The organism is Micromonospora vulcania (genome assembly GCF_042658605.1).
Lineage (GTDB): Bacteria > Actinomycetota > Actinomycetes > Mycobacteriales > Micromonosporaceae > Micromonospora > Micromonospora vulcania.
Genome location: NZ_JBHSQS010000011.1, coordinates 77,300 through 100,880, shown reverse-complemented (window position 1 = coordinate 100,880; position 23,581 = coordinate 77,300). Strand labels below are relative to the sequence as shown.

Sequence of the window (23,581 nt, the reverse complement as noted above, 5' to 3'; positions counted from 1 at the left end):
CTGGTCGAGTGCACAGGCGGCCGGCACGGCCACGCGGGCTGAATCCCGTCGGCCGCGCCGGCCGCCTGTCGGCCACCGACCGTCAGAGGTTGCTACGCAGGTTGCTCGGTGCGCCACCTTCCGGCTGACGACCGTGCCTGAGCTGCACGACCCAATAACGCTCGCCCCGGCTCTGGCCGGGTAGTCCGATGGAGGCCATGTCCAGCCGCGGCTGCCGGTAGTGACTCTCCGCGGAACCGCCGCCTCTGGCCTGGGCCGGCGGGAAGTGTCTGGTGTTCGGAGTGCCGGCCGGCGGGCCGCTCAACGGCGCGCGTTGTCGGGGCAGGTCGTCCGGTGCTGGGCTGAGGCCGAGCGACTGAGCCGCCTGGTCGGCCCGCAACTGGCTGACCTCCACCCTGCTGGCCAGCAGCTTCCGTTCCAACTCGGCAATCCGCTGGAGCAGTTTCCGCTCGGTGTCCGGGCCGCTCCGTGGCTCGACCGCATCCTCGGCCCGCTCGTCGCGGTCCCCGGTCGGCGGTTTCTCGCCCCGGGCGAACTCGTACAACCTGGCGAATTCGGCCAGCTTCTGCTGCCGCAACTCCGCTGGCAGGGCGTGCTCGACCACGAGCACCACGGTCTGCCAGGGCGGGCCCTTGCTCTCGGCGGTGAAGTGTCGGGACAGCTTCTTGCGCAGACGGGACAGCTTCTTACGGGCACTGGCCCGGTCACGATCGGAACGGGGCAGGCAGATCCGGTCGGCCAGCTTCTGCCAGGGGTCGATCGGCCCGATCTCGGGGCAGTTCTCCACGACGTCGCGGACCGCCAGGGCGTACGCCGACACGGCGGGGTCCTTCCAGCGCTGTAGGTACTTCGCTTCGAGCACCGATCGCGGTATCAGGTGGTGTCTTCGGGTGCGCTCCTCTGCTGGGAACGGCACATCGGCTTCGGTGGTCATGTCGGTCCCCTCAATTGGTTCATCATGTGGGTCCTTCCAAGAGCTCACATGACACGGACCAGTATTTGTACCGCCTCTGATCAAGCATCGGTGTATTTGCGGCTGTGTCACCAGTCAGATTCTGGCCGGGTGCCTGGCCGGGTTGGACCGCCGGTCAACCGGCGTTCGGCCTTGCGACAGACCAACTTTGGCTGGGTCGTGGCCACATTGCCGCCGCCTCCCGTGTTGGCCGGGTAGCCCGACGGCAACCCGGTCACAAGATCGTCATGCTCATCGGATCGGGTCGTTGTCGTAGCGGACGGGAAACACCTGGATTGGTTGTCGATCGGTGGGACAGCCGTGGAACTTCCACCGACTGTCAATCCCGTCGCTATTGCGGACCGATTACCGGGAGGAAGAGAGATGAACGGCAATGGCGAACGGTGGCTTAGCGCGGGCCTGCGTACGGTCCGAATGCTGCGAAGGGCATCCCTGGGCACCGATGGCGCCGTGGTGATGGCCCTGGTCGTGGGTCGGGAGGACGCCGCCGCATGCGCCGGCGCCCTCTCGACCGCACTCCGATGCGCTGCGGAGCTCTTGGAAGGACCGTCGCAGCGCTGACCACCGGAGGCGTACTGACGATGGGGTCGAACCGAGGGTCGGCCCCGTCGTCGCGCCGGCACCAACGTAGCCACCCTGGTGTCCGTGGTTCCATCGCGCCGAGGTTGAACGGAACCTTCCGGCCCGATTCATCCGCCGAAGAGGTGGCCGGAGCCTGGCCGGACGGGCCAACTCGATACAGGTCTGGCGCACACGTTGTCCGTCCTACACTTCGCGCCACCGGCTAGCGAGGCGGGTGCCGCTACCGTTGCCCGCAGCAGAGCAGACAGTGAGGTGACCACCCATGGCGGACCTGCCAGATTCCGTGTCGATCCGTGAGGTCGGGCCGCGCGACGGGCTGCAGAACGAGGAGCCGATCCCGACCGACGCGAAGGTGCGGCTGCTCGACGCGCTCTCCGCCACCGGCGTACGCCGGATCGAGGCGGTGTCGTTCGTGCACCCGAAGGCGATCCCGCAGATGGCCGACGCCGACGAGGTGTGGCGACGGGCGGTGCGGGCCGACGGGGTGCGCTACTCGGCGCTGGTGCCGAACACCCGGGGTGCCCAGCGGGCGCTCGCCGCCGGGTTCACCGAGATCGAGGTGGTGGTGTCCGCCAGCGACACGCACAACCGGCGCAACGTCAACCGCTCCACCGACGAGTCGTTGGACGACATCGCCGAGTTGATCGACCTGCTGCACGGCGCGTCCGCGCGGGTCGAGGTGATCGTCGCGACCAGCTTCGGCTGCCCGTACGAGGGGGACGTCGACCCGAAGCGGGTGGCCGGGATCGTGGACCGGGTGGTCCGCGACGGCGCGGACCGGGTGGCGTTCGGCGACACCACCGGCATGGGCACCCCACGTCGGGTCCGAGAGCTGCTGACGGCGGTACGCGACCGCAACGCGCACGTGCCGGTGCTGCTGCACTTCCACAACACCAGGGGTACCGCGCTGGCCAACCTGCTGACCGCGCTGGAGCTGGGGGTGACCGAGTTCGACGCCAGCGTCGGCGGTCTGGGCGGCTGCCCGTACGCGCCGGGGGCGAGCGGCAACCTGGCCACCGAGGAGGCCGTGCACATGCTGCACGACATGGGCATCGACACCGGCATCGACCTGGCGGCCCTGATCGAGGCGGCCGAGTTGGCCGAGCATCTGCTGGGCAAGAAGCTTCCGTCCGGCGTGCTGCGCGCAGGCCCTCGCACCCGGTTGACGCCGATGCCGAGCTGATCGGTCCGGAACGCGGGGAGGGGCCGGCACGATGCCGGCCCCTCCGACGTATCCGGTCGGTCAGTTCACCGAGGTAAGCATGCTCGGCCAGCTGTCGCGGAAGATGTCCGCGCCGGTGCTGTCGGTGGCGATGCGGGTGCCGGCGAAGAGGTTGGTCACCCGGTTGGCCTCGGCGGTGCTCGGGTACGGGTTGGTGCAGCTGGTGCCGGCGCTACCGCCGGACATCAGGAGCGCGCAGTTGCCGTTGTAGTTGTCCGGCAGGCCGAGGATGTGCCCGATCTCGTGGGTCATGATCCGCAGCGGGCTGTACTGCGCCGCCTGCTGGGTGTCGATGTAGACCCGGCCGTTGCCGAGGCTGGTCCGGACGGCGTACGAGCCACCGCCGGTGATCTGGTAGATCCGCAGGTTGGAGCCGCAGTTCGCGGAGAGCGTCAGGTTCGAGGTGGCGTTGTTCCAGATCGAGGCCGCCGAGTTGGCGGTGCCGGCGTAGGCACCTGCCTGGCTGGTGTTGTAGCAGATGGTCATGGCAGCGGACGCGGGCGCCGGGTTGGCGACCGTGACGCCGAGGGTGGCACCTGCCGTCGCCACCAACGCGACGGCGAGCCGACTGAGTCGTGAGGTCATCGCTGACTCCAATCTGAGAGGGGGTGCCAGGAGCCTAATCTGAGAGATTAATAGATTTCAATGTTTCGTTCGAAACAGTGGTTGCTCGCTGGTCCCCGCCACTCGGATCCGGCCATGGGTCGCCGAGGCTCGCGTGGATGCGCTAGCCTAACGATCGTTCAGGTCTGGATGGCGAGGGAGTCGGCGTGACGCTCGACGGTGAGGCACTGGAGCAGCTGCGCAAGCGGGCCCGGTCCGGCGGCGCGGACAAGTACCACGCGGCCAACGCCGCCAAGGGCAAGCTCTTTGCCCGAGAGCGGGTCGCGCTCCTGGTCGACGAGGGCTCGTTCGTCGAGGACGGCCTCTATGCCAACGCGTTGGCCGAGGGTCTGCCCGCCGACGGCGTGGTCACCGGCACCGCGACCATCGACGGCCGCCAGGTCTGCCTGATGGCCAACGACTCCACCGTCAAGGCCGGCAGCTGGGGAGCCCGCACCGTCGAGAAGATCATCCGGATCATCGAACGGGCGTACTCCACCAGCGTGCCGATGGTCTACCTGGTCGACTCGGCCGGCGCCCGGATCACCGACCAGGTCGACCTCTTCCCCGGCCGGCGTGGCGCCGGCAAGATCTTCTGGAACCAGGTTCGCGCCTCGGGCTCGATCCCCCAGGTGTGCGCGCTGTTCGGGCCGAGCGCCGCGGGCGGGGCGTACATCCCGGCGTTCTGCGACGTGGTGGCCATGGTCGACGGCAACGCCAGCATGTACCTCGGCTCCGACCGGATGGTCGAGATGGTCACCGGCGAGAAGACCACCCTGGAGGCGATGGGCGGAGCGAAGGTGCACACCGCCGAATCCGGCGTCGGGCACTTCCTCTGCCAGACCGAGGCCGACGCGCTCGACGTGGTCCGGCGCTACCTGTCGTACCTGCCGGCGAACTGGACGCAGACGCCGCCGGCCGCCGCACCGGTCGCCGCGCCGGCGAAGGCCGATCTCGCGGCGCTGGTGCCGGCGAGCGAACGGCAGGCGTTCGACATGCGGCGGTACGTCAAGGGGCTGCTCGACGAGGGTTCCTTCTTCGAGATCCAGGCCCTCTGGGCCAAGGAGTTGACCATCGGTTTCGGTCGCCTGGACGGCGAGGTCGTCGGCGTGCTCGGCAACAACTCGATGTTCAAGGGTGGCGTGCTCTTCGTCGACTCGGCGGACAAGGCGACCCGGTTCGTGCAGCTTTGCGACGCGTTCAACGTGCCTCTGCTGTTCCTCAGCGACGTGCCCGGCTTCATGGTCGGCAGCGCGGTGGAGAAGCAGGGCATCATCCGGCACGGGGCCAAGATGATCACTGCGATCTCGGAGGCGACCGTACCGAAGATCTGCGTGGTGGTGCGCAAGGCGTACGGCGCCGGTCTCTACGCGATGGCCGGTCCCGGCTTCGAGCCGGACGCCACCATCGCACTGCCGTCGGCGAAGATCGCGGTGATGGGAGCCGAGGCGGCCGTCAACGCGGTCTACGCCAACAAGATCGCCGCCATCCCGGACGCGGACGAGCGGGCCGCCTTCGTCGCCGCGAAGCGGGCCGAGTACGAGCAGGACATCGACATCGTCCGGCTCGCCAGCGAGTTGGTGGTGGACGCCATCGTCGAGCCGCACGACCTGCGTACCGACCTGGTCCGGCGGTTCGCCGCCGCGCGTACCAAGGACCGGCACTTCTCCCGGCGCCGGCACGGCGTCACCCCGGTCTGACCGGACGACCGGCCCGACCCGCCACCGCGAACCGCCTCGGCGTCACGAGCGCCCAGCGGCCCGTCCACACAGGAGGATGAGATGGACTTCCGGCTCACCGACGACCAAACGGCGCTGCGGGAGAGCGTGCGGGACTTCGCGCGAGAGGTGATCGCACCGGTCATCGCCGAGCACTACGAGCGGCACACCTTCCCGTACGAGGTGATCCGGCAGATGGGCAAGATGGGCCTGTTCGGCCTGCCCTTCGGCGAGGAGCACGGCGGGATGGGCGGCGACTACTTCGCGCTCTGCCTCGCCCTGGAGGAGCTCGCCCGGGTCGACTCCAGCGTCGCGATCACGCTGGAGGCGGCGGTCTCGCTCGGCGCGATGCCGATCTACCGCTTCGGTACGCCGGAGCAGCAGGCGACCTGGCTGCCAAAGCTGCTCAGCGGCGAGGCGCTGGCCGGCTTCGGGCTCACCGAGCCGGGCACCGGTTCGGACGCCGCCGGCACCCAGACGCGCGCGGTGCTGGACGGCGACCAGTGGGTGATCAACGGCTCGAAGGCGTTCATCACCAACTCGGGCACCGACATCACGGCCCTGGTCACCGTCACCGCGGTCACCGGCACGAACCCGGACGGCTCGAAGGAGCTGTCCACCATCATCGTGCCCACCGGCACTCCCGGCTTCACCGTGGCGCCCGGCTACTCGAAGGTGGGCTGGACCGCCTCGGACACCCACGAGCTGACCTTCGACGACTGCCGGGTGCCGGCGGCCAACCTGCTCGGCGAGCGGGGCCGGGGCTTCGCCCAGTTCCTGCAGATCCTCGACGAGGGCCGGATCGCGATCGCCGCGCTGGCCGTCGGTCTCGCACAGGGCTGCGTCGACGAGTCGATCAAGTACGCCAAGGAGCGGCACGCCTTCGGCCGACCGATCGGTGCCAACCAGGCGATCCAGTTCAAGATCGCCGACATGGAGCTGAAGGCGCACACCGCCCGGCTCGCCTACTACGACGCCGCAGCCCGGATGCTGGCCGGCGAGCCGTTCAAGCGGCAGGCCGCCATCGCCAAGCTGCACGCCAGCACGATCGCCGTCGACAATGCCCGGGAGGCCACCCAGATCCACGGCGGCTACGGGTTCATGAACGAGTACCCGGTGGCCCGGTTCTGGCGGGATTCCAAGATCCTGGAGATCGGCGAGGGCACCAGCGAGGTGCAGCGCATGATCATCGCTCGCGACCTGGGCCTCTGAGCGACCGCCCGGGATCGGTCCACCGACCGAATCCGGCACGGGCTCCCGTTTCGGCTGTCGGATATCGGCGAGCGTACGTCGGCAGCCCGACGTACGACTGCCGATGGCCGAGGTCGATCCGTACTCTTCCTGCCCATGACTCCGGATCATGATCGGTCGCGGAGCCCGGCCGGCCGTACCGGGCTGCCGGAGCTGCTCCGCGGGCACCGACGTGCCGTCGGCCTGACCCAGGCCGAGCTGGCGTCCCGTGCGGGCGTGGGTGTGCGGACGGTGCGTGACCTGGAGCGCGGTCGGTCGGTCCGGCCGCAGCGCACCACGGTGGAGTTGCTCGCCGGAGCGTTGGAGTTGACCGGTGCCACCCGGTCGGCGTTCCTGGCCGCGGCCCGCGGCCCGAGTGGCGGTGAACAGTCTCGGCCGGACGCGATCCCGGCGGCGCTCACGATCACCGGCACCGCCGCGCCGACGGCCGAGCCCGCCGGGTCCGACCCGCCGGTCGCCCTACCGCCGTCGGTCGCACTGATCGGCCGGGACCGCGACGTCAAAGAGTTGGCCGGGATGCTGACCGAGGAGCGCGGCCCCCGGCTGGTGAGCCTGGTCGGGTTGGCCGGGGTCGGTAAGACCGCTCTGGCCCTGTCGGTGGCGCACGCGGTCGCCGGTGCTCATCCGGGCGGCGTGGCCGGGGTTCTGGTCGGCGAGGGCTCGGACGGGCCGGACGTGCTCGCCGCCTCGGTGGCCGTGCTCGGCGCGAGCAGGGCACCGGAACTCGTGGCCCGGATCGCTGGCCGGCCGGCGTTGCTGGTGGTGGACGCGGTGGAGCGCGCCCCCGGCCCGGTGGCCGAGACGCTGCACCGACTGACCGGGGCGTTGCCCTCGCTGCGGGTGCTGGTCACCGGGCGGCATCCGGTCGGGCTGCCCGGCGAGCGGGTGTGGCCGGTCGCGCCACTCGAGGTGCCACCGGTGGGCGCCGAACGGTCCGGGCCGGCCGCGCTCGGGGCGTGGCCGGCAGTCGCGCTGTTCACCGCGAGACTGGCCCAGGTTCGTCGGGCGCCCGCGACCGTGGACGAGCTACCGGCGTTGGCCGCACTGGTCCGCCGACTGGGCGGGCTGCCCCTGGCCATCGAACTGATGGCCGCCCGGGGCCGGATCCTGGACCTCACCGAACTGCTCGACCGGTACGGGGACCGGGTGCTCGACCTGCCCACTCCCAGCGAGCCGGCGGTCCGTCCCGGCTGGGACGGACCGGACGTGACCACACGTCGCCCGGCCGGCGTGGACACCGCCCCGCCAACGGAGGCGGTCACACTCCGCGATGCGGTGGCGACCAGCTACCGGCTGCTCGCGCCGGACGAGCGGGCCGCACTGCGCCGGCTCGCCGTGTTCGGCAACCGCTGGTCGGTGGAACTGGCCGAGGAGATGCTCGTCGACGATGCCGACCAGGACGGCACCGTGGCGATCGACCCCGTTCCGTTGCTGGACCGGCTCGTCGAACTCGGCTTGCTGAGCGTACGGGGCACCGGGGCGTTCCGATTCCGACTGCTCGACGCGGTCCGCGACTTCGCCGTCGAGCAGGCGGCCGGCGACGGTGAGCTCGCCTTCATCCGACGCCGGCACGCGGTGGTGATCGCCCGGCTGGTGGCACGGACCGCCGCCGACCTGGTCGGTCCCGGCCTGTCCGCCGCGGTGCATCGGCTGGACGAGGTGAGCAGCGACATCAGCTCCGCGCTGGCGCACGCGGCCAGCGACGACCCGCTCACCGCGCTTCGCCTGGCGGCCTGCCTACCCCGTTGGTGGCGCTTCCGTGGGCGCGACGTCACGGGCCGGCAGTGGCTGCGCCGGCTGCTGGCCGATCCACGGACCGTCCACGCCGAGCCCGTGTTGCGCGGCTGGGCGGCCGTCGGGGTGGCCCGGCTCGCCGCCGAGCACGGCGCGGGTGCCGATGAACTGCCGACCGCGCAGGCCGCACTGGACACGTTCCAGCAGATCGGCGACATCACCGGGGAGCTGGAGGCACGGATCGTGCTGGGCGCGCTGCTGGTCGGTGTCGGGCGGCGCGTCGAGGCCCGCGAGCACGCCGAGGCGGTGCTCCGACTGGCTGCCCGCAACGGCCGGATCCGGGACATGGCGGTGGCCCAGAACAGCCTCGCCTGGCACGAGATCCGGGCCGCCGACCTGGCCGCGGCGCATCGCCGGCTGGCTGCGGTGGACCGGCTCGCCGCCGAGTGCGGGGAACAGCGGCTGCGGTTACTAGCCTGGGCGAACCGGGCCGAGGTCGCCCGCCTTGAGGGTCGGTACGCCGACGCGGTGGACCAGGGACGACGGGTCATGGCGGTGCTGTCCGAGTTGGGTGATCCACGTCATCGCCGACGGCTGCTCGGGACGGTGGGCCTGGCGCTCGCCCAGGACGGTCGCGGTGACGAGGCGACCGAGGTGCTCACCGAGTTGCGCGCCAGCGCCGCCGAGCTGGCGGTGGCCGTACCTCTGCGGCCCCGCTCGGAGCGGGACGGGCCGTCCAGACCACGCCCGAACGGTGTCGTGCTGGGCTGGGGCGGCCCGGGTGCGGCGGTCTGTGCGTTGATCGAGGGGAACCTGGCGCTGCACCGGGGTGACCGGGAGTTGGCGGCCGAGTGGTTCGCCGCCGCCGCCGAGGCCGGCCAGAGCCGGCGCGACGTGGTGGAGGCCCTGGTCGGGCTCGCGGCGAGCACCGCCGACCCGGCCATCCTCGATCGGCTCGACCAGGTCTGCCGGGAGAGCGGCATCCGGCTGCTGCCGGAGGAGACGGCACTGCTGTACGCACTGACCGCCGCCCGTGGCGGGCCGGCTTCCCGGTAGAGCCGCAGTCGGGCTGGGAGTGGCGCGGACGAAGAGCCCCCTTGGTTCTGCCCCTCGCTGTTCGCCCGCGCCGTCACCCCCCGGTGAATCCCCGGTGGGCGAAGCCTGCCACCGCTAGCCGGGGGAAAAGAGGCTCAACAGGCGCTATGTCCGGTTGTCAAGGTCAGTTCTGCCGGTCTTTCTGCCGGTAGGTGTCCGAGGCGTTCAGCACTGGGTCACGGAGTCGCCGTCGGTGCTGCCGGCCGTTGCGCACGGGTGCACGGCGTCGCGGACCCGGCGCAGGCCGTCCAGCAGCGCCGCCAGTGCCTCGGGATCGAGCTGGCCGGTGAACCACTGCTCGATGATCCGCAGATGCCCAGGCAGCGTTTCGTCCAGCCGTTGCATGCCGGCGGCGGTGACCACGGCGAACGAGCTGCGCCGGTCGGACGGGCAGGCCTGGCGGGCGAGGAGCCCGTCGCGTTCCATCCGGTCCACCACCCGGGTGACTCCGCTGGTGGACAGGGAGGTCTGCGCGGCGAGGTCGGTCATCCGCAACTGGTTGCCCGGCGAGCGGGCCAGTCGGGTGATCACCTCGAACTCGACCGTGGAGAAGCCGTGCTCCTCAAGTTGAGCGGCGAAGCGGGCCTGCAGCCCCGCGTGTGCCTCGACGAGCAGGCCAACGGCGGTGATCCGGGGGTCGTCGAACACGTTGGTCACCGGTTCACCATACCAGTACTTGACACGGGGAATGTTGCAGCCGCTATAGTTGCTCAGGCAGTCGTTGGGCTACTAAACAATTCTCCTGGAGGACAGCAGCATGACCAGCAGCACCGAAGCGGTTACCCGCGACTGGGACGGCCTCACCATCCCGACCCCCGGCACCTACGCGCTGGACACGGCGCACAAGCGTGTTGGCTTCGTCGCCCGGCACATGATGGTCAGCAAGGTTCGCGGTGAGTTCAACGAGGCTACCGCCACCATCACCGTCGCCGAGGACCCGCTGCAGTCCTCGGTCGTTGCGACCATCCAGGCCGCCAGCATCGACACCACCCAGGCCGACCGGGACGCGCACCTGCGCAGCGCCGAGTTCCTGGACGCCGAGAACTTCCCGACGCTGGAGTACCGCAGCACCGGTGTCAAGTCCCGCCGTGGCAGCGAGTTCGTGCTCTCCGGTGAGCTGACCATCCGGGGCGTCACCCGTCCGGTCGACCTGACGGTGGAGTTCGAGGGTGTCGGCCGCAGCCCGTTCGGCCAGGACATCTTCGGCTTCTCGGCGAGCACCGAGATCGACCGCGAGGAGTTCGGTCTGACCTGGAACGTCGCCCTGGAGACCGGCGGCGTGCTGGTCAGCCGCAAGATCAAGATTGAGATCGAGGGCGAGGGCGTCCGCCAGGCCTGATCCCTCGGATCGCCGGTACGCCGGGCCCGCGTCGAACATCGGCGCGGGCCCGGCGCCGTCTCCGGCACCCGGCCGTTCGATCGCGTGTGAATTGTCACGAGTTGATCGCGCCGCCACCCGATGCGGCGCGGGCTCGCTGGGTACAGGTGGCTTCACGGGTGAGTCCGCTCGGTCGGTGTCGGGATCCTCGGCGCCGGCCTCTGGCCCTGACCAGGCGAGCGCTCTTAACGTGGATGGTTCACAATGCGCATTCCGGGACAGGTGGATCCGGACCGCGCCAGTCGCCGGGAGGACACATGGGCAGGGACGTCGTGCAGGGCGCCTTCTCCCGAGAGGACCGCGTCCGCTACCGGCAGAAGGTCCGGCGGTGCCTGGACGTCTTCGCCCTGATGCTGGACGACTTCGGCTTCGACGCCGACCGACCGATGACCGGCCTGGAGATCGAACTCAACCTGGTCGACTCGGCAGCCGAGCCGGCGATGCGCAACGAGGAGATCCTCGCCGACATCGCCGACCCGCTCTTCCAGACCGAGTTGGGGCAGTTCAACCTGGAACTCAACGCCGAACCCCGGCTGATCGAGGGCGCCGGCTTCGCCAACTACGAACACGACCTGCGCAGCAGCCTCTCCCGTGCCGAAGAGCGCGCAGCCAAGTCCGATGTGAAGATCGTCCTGGTCGGCATCCTGCCCACCCTCACCGAGGGGCACCTGGTCGAGGACAACCTCTCCACCAACGAGCGCTACCGGGTGCTCAACGACCAGATCGTCGGTGCCCGAGGTGAGGACATCGAGCTCGACATCCGTGGCGTCGAGCAGTTGCGGACCCACACCGACTCGATCGCACCCGAGGCCGCCTGCACCAGCCTCCAGTTTCATCTTCAGGTGGCACCGGACAGCTTCGCCGACTACTGGAACGCGTCCCAGGCCATCGCCGGCGTCCAGGTGGCGGTTGGGGCGAACTCTCCCTTCCTGTACGGCCGCCAGCTCTGGGCCGAGACCCGGATCGCCCTGTTCGAGCAGGCCACCGACACCCGCCCGGACGAGCTGAAAGCCCAGGGCGTACGCCCCCGGGTCTGGTTCGGCGAGCGGTGGATCACCTCGATCTTCGACCTGTTCGAGGAGAACGTCCGGTACTTCCCGCCACTGCTGCCGATCTGCGAGGACGAGGACCCGGTGGAGGTGCTGCACGCCGGTGGCGTGCCCAAGCTCGGTGAGCTGCGGCTGCACAACGGCACGGTCTACCGGTGGAATCGCCCGGTCTACGACATCATGAATGGCCGCCCGCACCTGCGGGTGGAGAACCGTGTGCTCCCGGCCGGCCCGACGGTGGTGGACATGCTGGCCAACGCCGCCTTCTACTTCGGACTGGCGCGGGGCCTCGCCGAGGCGGACCGGCCGATCTGGAGTCAGCTCACCTTCAGCTCCGCCGAGGAGAACTTCCACGCCGCCGCCCGACGTGGCCTGGACGCCGTACTGCACTGGCCCGGGGTCGGCGACGTGCCGGTCACCAAGCTGGTGCTGGAGCAACTGCTGCCCACCGCGGCGGCTGGCCTGGACGGGTTCGGGGTCGTGCCGGAGCAGCGGGATCGACTGCTCGGCATCATCGAGCAGCGCTGCCGTACCGGCCGCAACGGTGCCGTCTGGCAGACCGAGGCGGTCTGGGCTGCGGAGCACCACCGAGGCATGGACCGGGACGCCGCCCTGCACCACATGGTCCAGCGCTACGCGGAACTCCAGCGGAGCAACGAACCAGTCCACACCTGGCCAGTCGACTAACCAGCCGCCCGCCGGTTGGGTCAGTCGGTGGTGGGACGGGTTGGGCGGGGCGTCGGTCGGTTGCGCCGGCTGCTCGGGGCCGGGGCGGCCTTGGCTGCCTCGCCGTCGGCAGGGTTGGCTGGTGCGGCTGGGTCGGTGAGGTCCGGGGCCGTCCGCGGCGCGGGCACCCGAGGTACGGCGGTCGCGTCGCGCGTCCGACGATTCGCCCCGGTCGTCGGTGCGGTGCCGGTGTCCGACCCGCCGCGACGAGCGGCGGTCCCGGCCGACGAGCCGGGCGCCAACGGCTCGGGTTCAGCCCCAACGGTCGAGGTCGGGGTCGAGGTCGAGGTCGGGGTCGATTCGGAGTCGGTGGCCAGGTTCGGTTCAGCGGTCCGGTTCCGGTCGGCCCGCTCGGCGAGGGCGGCGACCAGCACCGAGCCGCCGATGCCGGCGATCACCGCGTACGGGGCGATCAGTTGGGTGGACAACTGCTCGGGACCCGGTGTCGACCAGTGCGGCACGGTGGTCAGGTAGGCGAGTGCGACGAGCAGCGGACCGGCTGCGCCGGAGGCCGCCGCGCCCACCCGGTGCCCGGCCGATCGGGCGGCCCGTCGAGCGGTCAGCGCGCCGATCAGCAGCGCGGGCACGAGCGCCAGCAGTGCACCAGGCCAGTAAAGGTGGTCCCCGATCCAGTACCGCGGGAGGTCCGGATCGAGCTGCCAGGTGCCGAGTTGGGCACCGGTCAGTCCGCGCCCGACGCGTACTCCGTCGATCACCGAGACCACCGCGAGCAGCCAGAGCCAGGCGGCCGTCGCGGTCACGTTCGCCGCGGCGGTACGGGAGCGCAGCGCCCACACCGCCACGAGCACGCCGATCAGGATGCCCAGCCCCGCGTGTACGGCCGCTACCCGTTGCGGTGAACCCGTGTCGGCGCCCACCGCGACCCGGGCCGGTACGGCGACCAGCAGTACGGTGACCAGTCCGCCGAACCCGGCGCCGAGGGCCACGGCGACCCGCCGCAGCAGGCCCCCGCGCTCGGTGTGCGGGGTGGCTCGCCGGGTTGTCGTGCTCGGCCGGTCGGTGCTCTCGACCGCAGTTGCCCGCGCGGTCCCGGGTGTCGTCGGCTCCACCGGGTCGGACCCGTCCGCCACTCCGGCGCCTTCGGCGAGGGGAGTCGTCGAATCCGCAACGGTCACCGGCGGCACGGCCCGCTGATGCAGCCGCTGCGCACAGACCGCGCCCAGCACCGTCGAGCTGGCGGCGAGCCAGGTCGCCCAGGCGAGGCCTCCCGCCCAGGCGGTGTCGGCCGCCCCGGCATCGGTGGGCGTCCAGGTGATGACGCCGAGCCCGTAGCCGAACCCCAGCTGCGCGGCACCAGCGCCGGCAGCGACCCCGATCGCCGTTGCGATCGATACTCCCCAGCCCCGTCTGGCCATGCCGGGCAGCGTAACGTCCCGTCGTCGGCGCGGCGAGTCGCGGCGACCTGCCGGAGTGGACCGCCGGCGCAACGGATTGGGCGGCGAGCGGTACGGTCGCCGGTGATGAGGCGGTGGGCGGTATGACGGACGGAAACACGGGTCGGCAGGATTCCGCCGACGGCCAGGGCGACGGCGGTGCGAGCCGGGCCACCGTGCTGCTGGGCGGCGGGCTGGTCGCCGTGCTCATGGCTGTGATCGGTGCGACTGGCGGCTGGTGGCTGGCCAGCAGGGACGACGCACCGCAGGAGGTGCCGCAGGCGGCGGTGACCACGCCCGGTACGCCGACCGGCCGGGCGACCGCATCTCGGCCGAGCACCGGTCGGACCACGCCCTCGGCCCCACGAACCTCCGCGACCTCGACCAAGGGGACCGGGCTGACCGTGCCACCGGTGGTCGGCACCGACTTCGTGCAGGCCCGGGACGCGTTGCGAAAGCAGCGACTGGGCTGGCGGCTGGTCTTCGGCACCGGCTTCGGTCGTACGGTCGAGAGCACCTCACCAGTCGTCGGCACCGAGGTGTCCCGGGGCACCACCGTGCAACTTCAGGTGGCTGGGCCGGCGCCCATCGCCGAGGTGCCCGATGTGGTCGGCGACGACTGCGCCAAGGCTGCCGACGAACTGGTCGAAGAGGGGCTCTACCCGCGCTACCGCAGCGGACGCAGCGGAAAGGTCAGCCGGCAGGACCCGACCGAGGACGGTACCGCCCGCTGGAACGACGAGGTCAGCATCTGGTGCGGGGCGGCTCCGCCCAGCCAGCCGGTCGTCAAACCCACGCTCTGATCGCTGCGGCGACTTCACCTACACCGCCGTACCGAACCGGCAGCGCACCCGGCACGCTCGGCCCGGAACTCAGCGTGGCCGCCGGTATCCGGGCCGGGCGGTTCGGGCCGTTGATCCCCACCGATGATGCTGCGGGCGGTTAGGTTGGCGGTCGAGGGCCATGCCGCCCGCCCGGTTCGGGAAAGGACGTGCGATGAGCGACGACCGCCAGGAGCCGCCCGCCGGAGAGCCCGACGACGACCGGACCCGCCCGATGCCGTCCGGCAACCGGCCGGAGCCACCCCAGCCGGCCCCGCCGACCGAGCCGGCCCCGCCGACCGAGCCGGCCCAGCCGACCGAGCCGGCCCAGCCGACCGAGCCGGCCCAGCCGACCGAGCCGGCCCAGCCGACCCAGCCGACCGAGCCGGCCCCGCCGCCACGACGGCTCCCGTCGCCCGACGAGACCGCGCCGATCGATCGCACCGTGCCGGGTGGGTCCGCCGCGTCGTCCGACGAGACCGCGCCGATCGATCGCGCCGGGCCGGGTGGGCCCGCCGCGTCGCCTGACCAGACCATGCCGATCGACCGCTCCGCGTTGACCCAGCCCGGCACGCCGGCCGACCGGACCGCGCGGATGCCCGCCGAGCGCTCGACCCCGGCGCCCTGGTCCGGGCGGGCGGAGGTGCGACCGTCCCGACCGACCGAACCCGCCGGGGAGTGGTACGCCGAGGAGCAGGCCGGCCGACGCTGGTGGCTGCCGATCCTCTGGGGCGTGCTCGCGCTGCTGCTCGCCGGCCTGCTCGGGACCGCGCTCTGGGTACTCCTCGCGGCGCGGGACGATCGGGACGACGACGACGGACCCACCCCGTCACTCCCGCCCGCCAGTGCCACCAGTGCCGCACCGACCAGCGCGACCCCGACCTCGGCGGCACCGACCACCGCGTCGCCGAGCAGCCCGCCGGCCACCACCACCGCGCCGGCCGAGGTGCCGGTGCCGCCGCTCGCCGGCCTGTCGCAGGCCACTGCCGAGGGGCTGCTGGGCCGACTCGGCCTGACCTACCGGGTGGAGTACCGCCCGTCGGCGTTGCCGCCGGGCACGGTGGTCGGCACCGAGCCGGAGGCCGGCACGACGGTGCCGGCGGACGAGGAGTTGGTGCTGATCGTCTCCCAGGCCCGGCCCTCGACCGGCACCGGGCCGACCGGGTCGAGCCCGACTGCGACGGGTACGCCCTGACCGGCGCTCACCACATTCGTCGACGGGTGCCGACCAGACCGAGGCCGGCCAGCGAGATGGTCAGGCCGAACAGCCCGGACCAGAACAGTGAGCGGCGGACGTCCTCGTCGGTGTGCCGGGCCGGAGCGGCCTCGGTGATCTCCTGCTGACCGCCGGCCCCGGCGCCGGACGCCCCGGCTTGACTGGCGGTGGCATCGGCACTGGCCGTGGCACCGGCACCGGCCCAGCCGGGTTCGTCGTCCGGCGGTGGGTCGGCGTCGACCACGGTGATCTCCGGTGCCGGCACCGGGGTGGTCAGCCGGGTGGACGACATCGCTGGATCGCGGACCAGGACCACGATCGTGGTCACGGCCCCGAGCAGGGCGAGGAGTCCGAGAGCGTAGGCGATACGAGAGCGGTGGTGCCGCCGCACGGCGGGCTGATTGACCATGACCATCCCAGGCTCAGGGCCCTGGACGTGCGGGTGGAACGGTGCCGGGGTGGGCGTACCAATTCTATGGCGACGGCACGCCCACCGACGGCGGTTCGCGCGGGTCAGCCCACCCGGGCGGGAGTACGGACGACCGGTCGCCGGGTCCGTACGGTGTGCGGGCGGGGCTCGGGTGCGGCCTGCACCTGTTGGAGCCCTTCCCGTTGTACGAAGATCGACCGACGGTTGACCGCGTCCCCCGCCGCGTTCAACTCGTAGCCTTCGAGCCAGAGCCAACCGTCGTAGGTCGGCCAGTCCATCACCCGGATCACCCGGAACATGATGGGTCTGAGGAACTGGACACTCGCCGCGCGAGTCACGTGCAGAACGTCACCGGAGCGGGGAAGCACATGGGCTCCTGGGGAGGGTTGGCCGGCGGTTCTGCCGGCGATATCTGAACGGGGACGTTTCGGCCCGGCGGACGGGGTCGTGCCTCGTGGACCGTGGTGTGGGTGGTGGTGGTCGGGCCGTACCCCGCTGGTGGCGTGCCGCCACCCGACCATCACCCGGCTGCTTCCGGGGAACCGCGCCCGCCGCCGCAGCCAAGCCGGCTTGCAGCGGCGGGGTCTTTACCCCGGAGCAGGTCTCGGTGTTGCGTACCGGGCCCACGTCGCGCCCGGCTTCCCCGGGACGGTGGGATCACCACTCCGGGGGAGCGGACGGAGACTCTGAGTGACCCGTGCCATACGGACAGAGTGCATCAGGGACGTGCGTCATGCAAGTTGCACGTCGACTTTTGCCGATACGTGAGCGGCTCGCGCAAAGCAGCGCTTGAAGCCACTCACGTCCGGACGGCACACTGAGGGCCGGTTTCGCCCGTCGCGGCCGGCCGATGACCGGCACCACCCCCTCGCCGCGACCGCTCGTCGGTCGACGATCGCGCCCGCGGCGAGCGGCAGCCACCGGCGCGTCGACCGGAGGTAGCCCGGGTGGGGTCGAGCAGCCAGCGGCGGGAGCCAGAACCAGGCACTGGGGAGGCGCCGTGAGCGAGCGGCGTAGCCCGACGATCCGTCGGCGGCGGCTCGGTGCCGAGTTGCGCCGCCAGCGGGAGTCGGCCGGGATCACCATCGAGGTGGTCGCCGAGCAGTTGGAGTGCTCGTCGTCGAAGGTCTCCCGGATCGAGACCGGCCACACCACGGCCACCCCACGCGACGTTCGGGACATGTTGCGGATCTACGGCGTGGTGGGTGCCGAAAGCGACGAACTCGTACAAATTGCCCGGGAGGCCCGACAGAAGGGCTGGTGGCATCCCTACAGCACCGTGCTGGTCGGGGCGTACGTCGGGCTGGAGGCCGCGGCGAGTTCGATCCGGGCGTACGAGCAGCAGGTGGTGCCCGGTCTGCTCGAGACCGAGGAGTACGCCGGTGCGATGATCCGCGCCGCCCGGCCGGACTTCACCGCGGATCAGGTCCACCAGAGAGTGCGTGTCCGATTGGGCCGTCAGTCGTTGTTGACCCAGGAAGATCCGGTCGATCTGTGGGTGGTGCTCGATGAGGCGGTGGTGAGCCGGCCGGTGGGCGGGGACGAAGTGATGCGTGGCCAGCTGAAACGGCTGGTCGAGGTTGCCGAATTGCCGAACGTGACGTTGCAGATCCTGCCTTTCGAGGTGGGCGCGCACGCCGGCATGGACGGCACCTTCACGATCCTCAGCTTCCCTGAGCCCGGTGATCCGGATGTCGTGTACGCGGAGAACGCCACGGGTGGGCTCTTCCTCGAGAAGAGCGACGAACTACAGAAGTACAGCTTCATCTTCGATCACATCCGCGCCGCTGCCATCCGCCCGGAGGAGTCCGTCGCACACATCGCAAAACTGGCAGAGGAGCCGTTGTGGAAATGGCGACCAAGGGGTTCCCCGTGGACCTGACGCGGGCGACGTGGTTCAAGAGCTCGAAGAGCGGGCCGAACTGCGACAACTGCGTGGAGGTGGCGTACGTGACCGGGGCGGTCGGAGTGCGGGACTCGAAGGACAAGGCCGGCCCGGCCCTGGTCTTCGGCCCGGGCGGCTGGCACGCCTTCGTCGCCGGCACCAGAGGCGGTGCGTTCGGCCCAGCCTGATCGCGTGGTCGGGTGGTTCCTCGTCCGGTCCCGACCGGACGGGGGACTTCCCGTATCCGGGCGTTGCCGGCCACGTTGGCGGCGACCCCGGACGAGGTTCCGCCGGGATTCCCGTCGCCGCCGGGGGTCCGTCTCGTTGAACCGATCGGTACGGCGTTGGTCGACGACGCGCCGCACGCATCCCGCAACCGAGCGAGGTAGGCGAGACGGATGACGACGATCGGGTCAGAAAACCTCACCAATGGTCCGGCCAAGCCGGAACGATTCGGTGGTAAATACCGCGGGGCTCGCCGGGACACCGTACTGACCGAGGTGGTCTCGACCGACGAGGAGTTGAGCGGGCGGGACGCGTCGCCGTCCGAGGCGGCCGATGGGCCGCTCACTCTGCCGTCGCTGGACCCGAATCCGCTGATCGAGCCGTCCTTCCCGCCCACCGGCTGGCCCACGGAGTCCGCCGGGTCGTTGGCCGACCACCCGCTGCTGCGCGGTCTGCTGTTGGAGCTGCCGCCCAGGGGCAGCGTGCCGCCGCCGGGCTGGCTGGACCGCTGGTTCGAGGCGACCCGAGCGATCCTGGAACTGCTATACGTGCAGGGGTCCGGCCGATCGCGTTGATCGAGGCGTTTCCGGCTGGGCCCGCTCGGCGAGCCGGCTGTGCCGTAGTGCGTGCCGTACGCCGATGGCCAGGATCCCGAGCGCCCCGACGGTGATCGCCGGACCGGTGACACCCGGCGCGGCGAACAGGTCGGTGTCGCTCGCCGCGATCACCGCGGGCACCGTCAGCAGGCCGGTGACCTGCAACGGCAGCCCGATCAGCGGGTGTGCCGCAGCGGCCCGCAGGCCGTACGGAGCGGGCGTCTCCGGCGCCGCGGCGAACGCTCCCGCGCCCGCCCAGAGCCGACGCACCCGGCGTACGGTGCATACCGTCACCACGAGCGCGGGAAGTCCGGCGAGGTTGAGGGCGGTGGCGGCCTGGTCAGCCGGGGCGTTCCCGACACTGAACAGCCCCACGGCCAGCACGGTCACCGTGAGCGTCAGACCCGTGAGGGTCAGGATGAGCAGTTGGCCGGCGCGTCGGCGCAGTGCGCGGGCGCGATCGAGCCGGGGCAGGCCGTCCGCGACCACGCCAGCGGCCAGCCAGACGACGACGATCGGCAGCAGTGCGGCGAGGGGGCTCTCCATGCTGGACAGCCTTGCCCGTCGCGGCCGTCCGCGAATCGGGGAGCAGCCCCTGTTCGTCCCGGACGCCATCCCGTAGGGGCATCCTCTCCGCGTTATGAAAGATTCGACATGTTTATCTTCATCACTGCGTTGGCCTACTCTCGGGAAGATCGGCTGCCATGGATCTGAGCGGGACCCGCGTCGGGCGGCTGCCGGTCGGAGGGAGGTAGGAGATGGGTCTTGCCCACAGGTCCGTACTCGTCGGGGTGGCCACACTGACCCTGCTGGCCGCTGCCACACCCGCCCTGGCCGCTGAGCCGACGGGAACTGTCCGGGCGGCGGGCGGGGACACGGCCGTCGCGGACAGCTACATCGTCGTCTTCAAGGACACCGCCGTCAGCCGGGGCACGGTCGGCGACAACGCGAGCCGGCTCGTTGGTCGGCATGGCGGCACGGTTGCCCGCACCTACGGCGCGGCGTTGCGCGGCTTCGAGATCCGGGTCGGCGCGAAGGCGGCCGCACGGATCGCCGCCGACCCGGCGGTGGCGTACGTCGAGCAGAACCACACCGTCTCGATCGCCGGTACCCAGACCAACCCGCCATCCTGGGGCCTGGACCGGATCGACCAGCGGAACCTGCCCCTGAACAGCTCCTACACCTACCCGAACACGGCGTCGAACGTGCACGCCTACATCATTGACACCGGCGTGCTGTACGGGCACAACGACTTCGGCGGACGGGCCGTCTCCGGCTTCGACGCGGTGGACGGCGGCTCCGCCGACGACTGCAACGGCCACGGCACGCACGTGTCCGGCACGGTTGGCGGCTCGGCGTACGGGGTGGCCAAGGGCGTGCAGATCGTCGGCGTCCGAGTGCTCAACTGCCAGGGCAGCGGCACCAACGCCCAGGTGGTGGCCGGCATCGACTGGGTGACCGCCAACGCGATCAAGCCGGCGGTGGCGAACATGAGTCTCGGCGGTGGCGCCAACAGTTCGATCGACACGGCCGTCGCCAACTCGATCAGCTCCGGCGTCACGTACGCGGTCGCCGCCGGCAACGGCAACAGCCTCGGCGTCCGCCAGAACGCCTGCAACTACTCCCCGGCCCGGGTCGCCTCCGCCATCACGGTGGGTGCGACGCAGAACAACGACGCCGCGGCGAGCTTCTCCAACTTCGGCACCTGCGTCGACATCCTGGCCCCGGGCGTCAACATCACCTCGGCCTGGTACACCAGCACCAGTGCGACGAACACCATCAGCGGCACGTCGATGGCATCGCCGCACGTCGCCGGCGCCTCAGCACTGGTGCTCTCGGCGAACCCGTCCTGGAGCCCCCAGCAGGTGCGGGACTACCTGGTCAACAACTCCACCCCGAACATGGTGACCAACGTCGGCACCGGCACCCCGAACCAGCTGCTCTACGTCGTGAACGGCACTCCGCCGGCCAACGACTTCTCGGTATCGGTGTCGCCGACCTCCGGCTCCACCGCACCGGGCGGCTCGGTGACGGCCACCGTGGGCACGGCGACCACCGCCGGCTCCGCCCAGTCGGTGAGCCTCTCCGCCAGCGGCCTGCCGGCCGGCGCGACCGCGTCGTTCAGCCCGTCGACGGTGACCTCGGGCGGCTCGTCCACCCTCACCATCGCCACCTCGGCGAGCACCCCGGCGGGCAGCTACCCCGTCACCATCACCGGCAGTGGCGCGGCGGGCACCCGTACGGCCACCTACACGTTGACCGTGACCGGTTCGGGTGGCGGTGGCTGCTCCGGCAGCAACGGGACCGACGTCGCGATCCCGGACACCGGCGCCACGGTGTCCAGCTCGATCACGATCGCCGGCTGCGGCCGCAACGCCTCGGCGACCTCGACCGTCGCGGTGAACATCGTGCACACCTACCGCGGTGACCTGGTGATCGACCTGGTCGCACCGGACGGCTCGGCGTACCGGCTGAAGAACAGCAGCTACTTCGACGGCGCCGACAACGTGAACACGACGTACACCGCCAACGTCTCCAGCGAGGCGGCGAACGGCACCTGGCGGCTGCAGGTGCGGGACGTGTACGCCGGTGACACCGGCTACATCAACACCTGGACCCTGACCCTCTGAGCATGTCGCTACGGCCGAGGCCCCACCCGGAACATCGGGTGGGGCCTCGGGCCGTACGAATCGGGGTCAGACCGCGAACGTGGCGGGCCGCTCGGTGGCCGGCGCCGGCGGGCGGGCCTTCCACAGACCGGTCTTTTGGCCGGCGAGCCGGGCCAGGTATGCCGGGTTGAGGATCATGTAGCGACGCCACAGGCGCCGGGGCTCCAGGCCGAGCCGCCAGAACCACTCCAGCCCGGCGCGCTGCATCCACGACGGTGGCTGACGCAGCAGCCCGGCGTGGTAGTCGAAGGCCGCCCCGACCGCCATCAGCGGCATGTCGAGCAGCGGCCGCATCGCGTACGTGAAGACCTCCTGGCGCGGGCAGCCGAGCCCGACCAGGACGAGCCGGGCACCGCTGGACCGGATCCGGTCGGCGATCTCGGCGTCCTCGCCCGGCTGGACCGCCCGGAACTTCGACGACTCCACCCCGGCGATCTTCAGTGCCGGGAACATCCGCTCCAGCGCCGGGATCAGCTTGGCCAGCGTCTCGTCGGTCGAGCCGTACAGGTAGACCGGCAGCCCCTCGTCGGCGAAGCGGGAGAGCACGTGCAGGGTCAACGTCGGCCCGTAGACCCGGTCGGTGAGCCCGGCGTGGTGCAGCAGGTTGAGCGCCCAGCGCACCGGCTGCCCGTCCGGGGTGACCACGTCGAACGAGTTGAGCCGGGCGTTGTGCGCCGGGTCCAGCACGCCGGTCATCACGCCGTGCACAGCCAGCGCGGTCAGCGCGAGCGGGCGTCGCTCGTGCGCCGCGGTCACCACCGCGTCGGTCGCGGTGGCGTAGTCGGTGGCGTCGACCAGGACGCCGAGGACGTTCCGCTTGGTCTGGGCAGTCATGCCTGGGGCACCCACTTGTCCACGTTGGCTTCGTAGATCTCGCGCAGGATCATCGGCACGTCATAGGTGATCTTCCAGTCCGGGTACTGCTCCTCGAACCGGGCCATACTGCTGACGTACCACTGGTGGTCGCCGGTGCGGTTCTGCTCGACGTAGTTGATCTGCGCCTCGCGGCCGGCGATCTCCTCGGCGATCCGGAACGCCTCGATGTGCGAGGTGTTGGAGTGCCGGCCGCCGCCGAGGTTGTAGACCTCCGCCGAGCGCGGTGCCCGGAAGAACGCCTCGAACGCGGTCAGCACGTCCCGCGAGTGGATCGCGTCGCGGACCATCTTGCCCTTGTAGCCGAACAGGTTGTACGTCCGGCCCTCCATCACGCAGCGCATCAGGTACGCAAGGAACCCGTGCAGCTCGGCCGCCGAGTGGGCCGGGCCGGTCAGTGTGCCGCCCCGGAAGCAGGCGGTCTTCATGTCGAAGTAGCGCCCGTACTCCTGCACCATCACGTCCGCGGCGACCTTGGAGGCACCGAAGACCGAGTGCAGCGAGCTGTCGATCGACATGTCCTCGGTGATGCCCTGGTACCAGCGGTGGTCCTCGGGCAGCTCGTACCGGGTCTCCAGCTCGATCAACGGCAGATTGTTGGGCCGGTCGCCGTAGACCTTGTTGGTCGAGCAGTGGATGAACGGCGCGTCGATCGCGTGCCGGCGGGTGTTCTCCAGCATGTTGAGCGTGCCGCCGGCGTTCACGTCGAAGTCCGTGTACGGCTCCTTGGCCGCCCAGTCGTGACTCGGCTGCGCCGCGCTGTGGATCACCACCGCGATGTCCGAGCCGTACTTCTTGAACACCTGCTCCAGGCCGTCCCGGTCCCGGATGTCCACCCCGAAGTGGGTGTACGCGGAACCCAGGTCACGGCCGAGCCGCTGCAGACTCCACGAGGTCGACCCGTCCTCGCCGAAGAAGTACCGGCGCATGTCGTTGTCGATGCCGACGACGTCCAGACCGAGGCCGGCGAAGTGCCGGACCGCCTCGGAGCCGATCAGACCGCCCGACCCGGTCACCAACGCGACACTCACACGCCACTCCTGGTCCATCGGAGGCAGAAACCATCGGAGCATAGCGTGACGTCCGGCACGCCCCGAATATGACGGAAGGGCCCCGCATTCCGCGGAGCCCTCGTCTGTGG

Annotated in this window: 21 protein-coding genes; 12 read left to right on the top strand and 9 right to left on the bottom strand. The window is 70.9% G+C overall.

Features of this window, described 5'->3' with window-relative positions:
- Positions 1 to 82: 82 nt before the first annotated feature.
- On the bottom strand, positions 83 to 862 hold the full coding sequence (locus ACFQGL_RS19680; protein ID WP_377513642.1) for a hypothetical protein: 780 nt from the start codon (positions 860 to 862) through the stop codon (positions 83 to 85).
- Positions 863 to 1,817: 955 nt separating this feature from the next.
- On the opposite strand from ACFQGL_RS19680, the gene ACFQGL_RS19675 reads away from it, so the two are divergent.
- Positions 1,818 to 2,738 (top strand): hydroxymethylglutaryl-CoA lyase, encoded by a 921-nt coding sequence (locus ACFQGL_RS19675; protein ID WP_377513641.1) that lies wholly within the window; start codon positions 1,818 to 1,820, stop codon positions 2,736 to 2,738.
- A 60-nt stretch (positions 2,739 to 2,798) separates the two neighbouring features.
- On the opposite strand, the gene ACFQGL_RS19670 is transcribed toward ACFQGL_RS19675, so the two are convergent.
- A complete protein-coding gene (locus ACFQGL_RS19670; RefSeq protein WP_377513640.1) occupies positions 2,799 to 3,362 on the bottom strand; it encodes a snapalysin family zinc-dependent metalloprotease in 564 nt (187 codons plus the stop codon).
- A gap of 185 nt (positions 3,363 to 3,547) precedes the next feature.
- Between ACFQGL_RS19670 and ACFQGL_RS19665 the strand changes: the two genes are divergently transcribed.
- The 3 genes from ACFQGL_RS19665 (at position 3,548) to ACFQGL_RS19655 (ending at position 9,139) form a co-directional block, all read left to right on the top strand.
- Positions 3,548 to 5,080: an acyl-CoA carboxylase subunit beta gene (locus ACFQGL_RS19665; protein WP_377513639.1), complete on the top strand. Its 1,533-nt coding sequence runs from the start codon at positions 3,548 to 3,550 to the stop codon at positions 5,078 to 5,080.
- 81 nt (positions 5,081 to 5,161) lie between these two features.
- Entirely contained in the window at positions 5,162 to 6,310 is a 1,149-nt protein-coding gene (locus tag ACFQGL_RS19660; protein WP_377513638.1) for an acyl-CoA dehydrogenase family protein, read from the top strand.
- Positions 6,311 to 6,445: 135 nt separating this feature from the next.
- Positions 6,446 to 9,139: an ATP-binding protein gene (locus tag ACFQGL_RS19655; RefSeq protein WP_377513637.1), complete on the top strand. Its 2,694-nt coding sequence runs from the start codon at positions 6,446 to 6,448 to the stop codon at positions 9,137 to 9,139.
- Between the two features lie 204 nt (positions 9,140 to 9,343).
- Here ACFQGL_RS19655 and ACFQGL_RS19650 read toward each other — a convergent pair whose 3' ends face one another.
- Positions 9,344 to 9,835, bottom strand: a complete 492-nt coding sequence (locus ACFQGL_RS19650) for a MarR family winged helix-turn-helix transcriptional regulator (RefSeq protein ID WP_377513636.1) — start codon at positions 9,833 to 9,835, stop codon at positions 9,344 to 9,346.
- A gap of 100 nt (positions 9,836 to 9,935) precedes the next feature.
- On the opposite strand from ACFQGL_RS19650, the gene ACFQGL_RS19645 reads away from it, so the two are divergent.
- Together ACFQGL_RS19645 and ACFQGL_RS19640 are read left to right on the top strand one after the other, a co-directional pair.
- A complete protein-coding gene (locus ACFQGL_RS19645; protein WP_377513635.1) occupies positions 9,936 to 10,517 on the top strand; it encodes a YceI family protein in 582 nt (193 codons plus the stop codon).
- 296 nt (positions 10,518 to 10,813) lie between these two features.
- On the top strand, positions 10,814 to 12,292 hold the full coding sequence (locus ACFQGL_RS19640; protein ID WP_377513634.1) for a glutamate-cysteine ligase family protein: 1,479 nt from the start codon (positions 10,814 to 10,816) through the stop codon (positions 12,290 to 12,292).
- A gap of 20 nt (positions 12,293 to 12,312) precedes the next feature.
- Here ACFQGL_RS19640 and ACFQGL_RS19635 read toward each other — a convergent pair whose 3' ends face one another.
- Positions 12,313 to 13,707, bottom strand: coding sequence for a hypothetical protein (locus ACFQGL_RS19635; protein WP_377513633.1), 1,395 nt, complete (start codon positions 13,705 to 13,707; stop codon positions 12,313 to 12,315).
- A 122-nt stretch (positions 13,708 to 13,829) separates the two neighbouring features.
- Between ACFQGL_RS19635 and ACFQGL_RS19630 the strand changes: the two genes are divergently transcribed.
- Together ACFQGL_RS19630 and ACFQGL_RS19625 are read left to right on the top strand one after the other, a co-directional pair.
- On the top strand, positions 13,830 to 14,528 hold the full coding sequence (locus ACFQGL_RS19630) for a PASTA domain-containing protein (RefSeq protein WP_377513632.1): 699 nt from the start codon (positions 13,830 to 13,832) through the stop codon (positions 14,526 to 14,528).
- Between the two features lie 193 nt (positions 14,529 to 14,721).
- Positions 14,722 to 15,741 (top strand): PASTA domain-containing protein, encoded by a 1,020-nt coding sequence (locus tag ACFQGL_RS19625; protein WP_377513631.1) that lies wholly within the window; start codon positions 14,722 to 14,724, stop codon positions 15,739 to 15,741.
- Positions 15,742 to 15,748: 7 nt separating this feature from the next.
- Here ACFQGL_RS19625 and ACFQGL_RS19620 read toward each other — a convergent pair whose 3' ends face one another.
- A complete protein-coding gene (locus ACFQGL_RS19620; RefSeq protein ID WP_377513630.1) occupies positions 15,749 to 16,177 on the bottom strand; it encodes a hypothetical protein in 429 nt (142 codons plus the stop codon).
- A gap of 98 nt (positions 16,178 to 16,275) precedes the next feature.
- Positions 16,276 to 16,560 (bottom strand): hypothetical protein, encoded by a 285-nt coding sequence (locus ACFQGL_RS19615; RefSeq protein WP_377513629.1) that lies wholly within the window; start codon positions 16,558 to 16,560, stop codon positions 16,276 to 16,278.
- Positions 16,561 to 17,192: 632 nt separating this feature from the next.
- Here ACFQGL_RS19615 and ACFQGL_RS19610 point away from each other — a divergent pair.
- From ACFQGL_RS19610 to ACFQGL_RS19600, 3 genes are all read left to right on the top strand, one after another.
- The gene (locus tag ACFQGL_RS19610; RefSeq protein ID WP_377513628.1) at positions 17,193 to 18,074 is read left to right on the top strand and encodes a helix-turn-helix domain-containing protein; all 882 of its coding nucleotides are present in this window, start codon (positions 17,193 to 17,195) and stop codon (positions 18,072 to 18,074) included.
- On the top strand, positions 18,044 to 18,265 hold the full coding sequence (locus tag ACFQGL_RS19605) for a DUF397 domain-containing protein (RefSeq protein ID WP_377513627.1): 222 nt from the start codon (positions 18,044 to 18,046) through the stop codon (positions 18,263 to 18,265). Before ACFQGL_RS19610 ends, ACFQGL_RS19605 begins: the two co-directional genes overlap by 31 nt.
- 210 nt (positions 18,266 to 18,475) lie before the next feature.
- A complete protein-coding gene (locus tag ACFQGL_RS19600; RefSeq protein ID WP_377513626.1) occupies positions 18,476 to 18,877 on the top strand; it encodes a hypothetical protein in 402 nt (133 codons plus the stop codon).
- On the opposite strand, the gene ACFQGL_RS19595 is transcribed toward ACFQGL_RS19600, so the two are convergent.
- Positions 18,845 to 19,444, bottom strand: coding sequence for a hypothetical protein (locus ACFQGL_RS19595; protein ID WP_377513625.1), 600 nt, complete (start codon positions 19,442 to 19,444; stop codon positions 18,845 to 18,847). The genes ACFQGL_RS19600 and ACFQGL_RS19595 overlap by 33 nt on opposite strands.
- A 212-nt stretch (positions 19,445 to 19,656) precedes the next feature.
- On the opposite strand from ACFQGL_RS19595, the gene ACFQGL_RS19590 reads away from it, so the two are divergent.
- Positions 19,657 to 21,528, top strand: a complete 1,872-nt coding sequence (locus ACFQGL_RS19590) for a S8 family peptidase (RefSeq protein ID WP_377513624.1) — start codon at positions 19,657 to 19,659, stop codon at positions 21,526 to 21,528.
- A 66-nt stretch (positions 21,529 to 21,594) separates the two neighbouring features.
- Here ACFQGL_RS19590 and ACFQGL_RS19585 read toward each other — a convergent pair whose 3' ends face one another.
- Both ACFQGL_RS19585 and ACFQGL_RS19580 read right to left on the bottom strand, forming a co-directional pair.
- Complete coding sequence (locus tag ACFQGL_RS19585; RefSeq protein WP_377513623.1) at positions 21,595 to 22,401, bottom strand: WecB/TagA/CpsF family glycosyltransferase; 807 nt, start codon at positions 22,399 to 22,401, stop codon at positions 21,595 to 21,597.
- Positions 22,398 to 23,513, bottom strand: a complete 1,116-nt coding sequence (locus ACFQGL_RS19580; protein ID WP_377513622.1) for an NAD-dependent epimerase/dehydratase family protein — start codon at positions 23,511 to 23,513, stop codon at positions 22,398 to 22,400. Before ACFQGL_RS19580 ends, ACFQGL_RS19585 begins: the two co-directional genes overlap by 4 nt.
- Positions 23,514 to 23,581: the final 68 nt, after the last annotated feature.

Bases quoted from the DNA above. Each gene is read 5' to 3' on its own strand.
- ACFQGL_RS19600 (WP_377513626.1), top strand. From the start codon at position 18,476: ATGACGACGATCGGGTCAGAAAACCTCACCAATGGTCCGGCCAAGCCG.
- ACFQGL_RS19625 (WP_377513631.1), top strand. From the start codon at position 14,722: ATGAGCGACGACCGCCAGGAGCCGCCCGCCGGAGAGCCCGACGACGAC.
- ACFQGL_RS19605 (WP_377513627.1), top strand. From the start codon at position 18,044: ATGGCGACCAAGGGGTTCCCCGTGGACCTGACGCGGGCGACGTGGTTC.
- ACFQGL_RS19675 (WP_377513641.1), top strand. From the start codon at position 1,818: ATGGCGGACCTGCCAGATTCCGTGTCGATCCGTGAGGTCGGGCCGCGC.
- ACFQGL_RS19580 (WP_377513622.1), bottom strand. From the start codon at position 23,513: ATGCTCCGATGGTTTCTGCCTCCGATGGACCAGGAGTGGCGTGTGAGT.
- ACFQGL_RS19670 (WP_377513640.1), bottom strand. From the start codon at position 3,362: ATGACCTCACGACTCAGTCGGCTCGCCGTCGCGTTGGTGGCGACGGCA.
- ACFQGL_RS19660 (WP_377513638.1), top strand. From the start codon at position 5,162: ATGGACTTCCGGCTCACCGACGACCAAACGGCGCTGCGGGAGAGCGTG.
- ACFQGL_RS19655 (WP_377513637.1), top strand. From the start codon at position 6,446: ATGACTCCGGATCATGATCGGTCGCGGAGCCCGGCCGGCCGTACCGGG.
- ACFQGL_RS19595 (WP_377513625.1), bottom strand. From the start codon at position 19,444: ATGGAGAGCCCCCTCGCCGCACTGCTGCCGATCGTCGTCGTCTGGCTG.
- ACFQGL_RS19620 (WP_377513630.1), bottom strand. From the start codon at position 16,177: ATGGTCATGGTCAATCAGCCCGCCGTGCGGCGGCACCACCGCTCTCGT.
- ACFQGL_RS19630 (WP_377513632.1), top strand. From the start codon at position 13,830: ATGACGGACGGAAACACGGGTCGGCAGGATTCCGCCGACGGCCAGGGC.
- ACFQGL_RS19635 (WP_377513633.1), bottom strand. From the start codon at position 13,707: ATGGCCAGACGGGGCTGGGGAGTATCGATCGCAACGGCGATCGGGGTC.
- ACFQGL_RS19585 (WP_377513623.1), bottom strand. From the start codon at position 22,401: ATGACTGCCCAGACCAAGCGGAACGTCCTCGGCGTCCTGGTCGACGCC.
- ACFQGL_RS19590 (WP_377513624.1), top strand. From the start codon at position 19,657: ATGGGTCTTGCCCACAGGTCCGTACTCGTCGGGGTGGCCACACTGACC.
- ACFQGL_RS19640 (WP_377513634.1), top strand. From the start codon at position 10,814: ATGGGCAGGGACGTCGTGCAGGGCGCCTTCTCCCGAGAGGACCGCGTC.
- ACFQGL_RS19645 (WP_377513635.1), top strand. From the start codon at position 9,936: ATGACCAGCAGCACCGAAGCGGTTACCCGCGACTGGGACGGCCTCACC.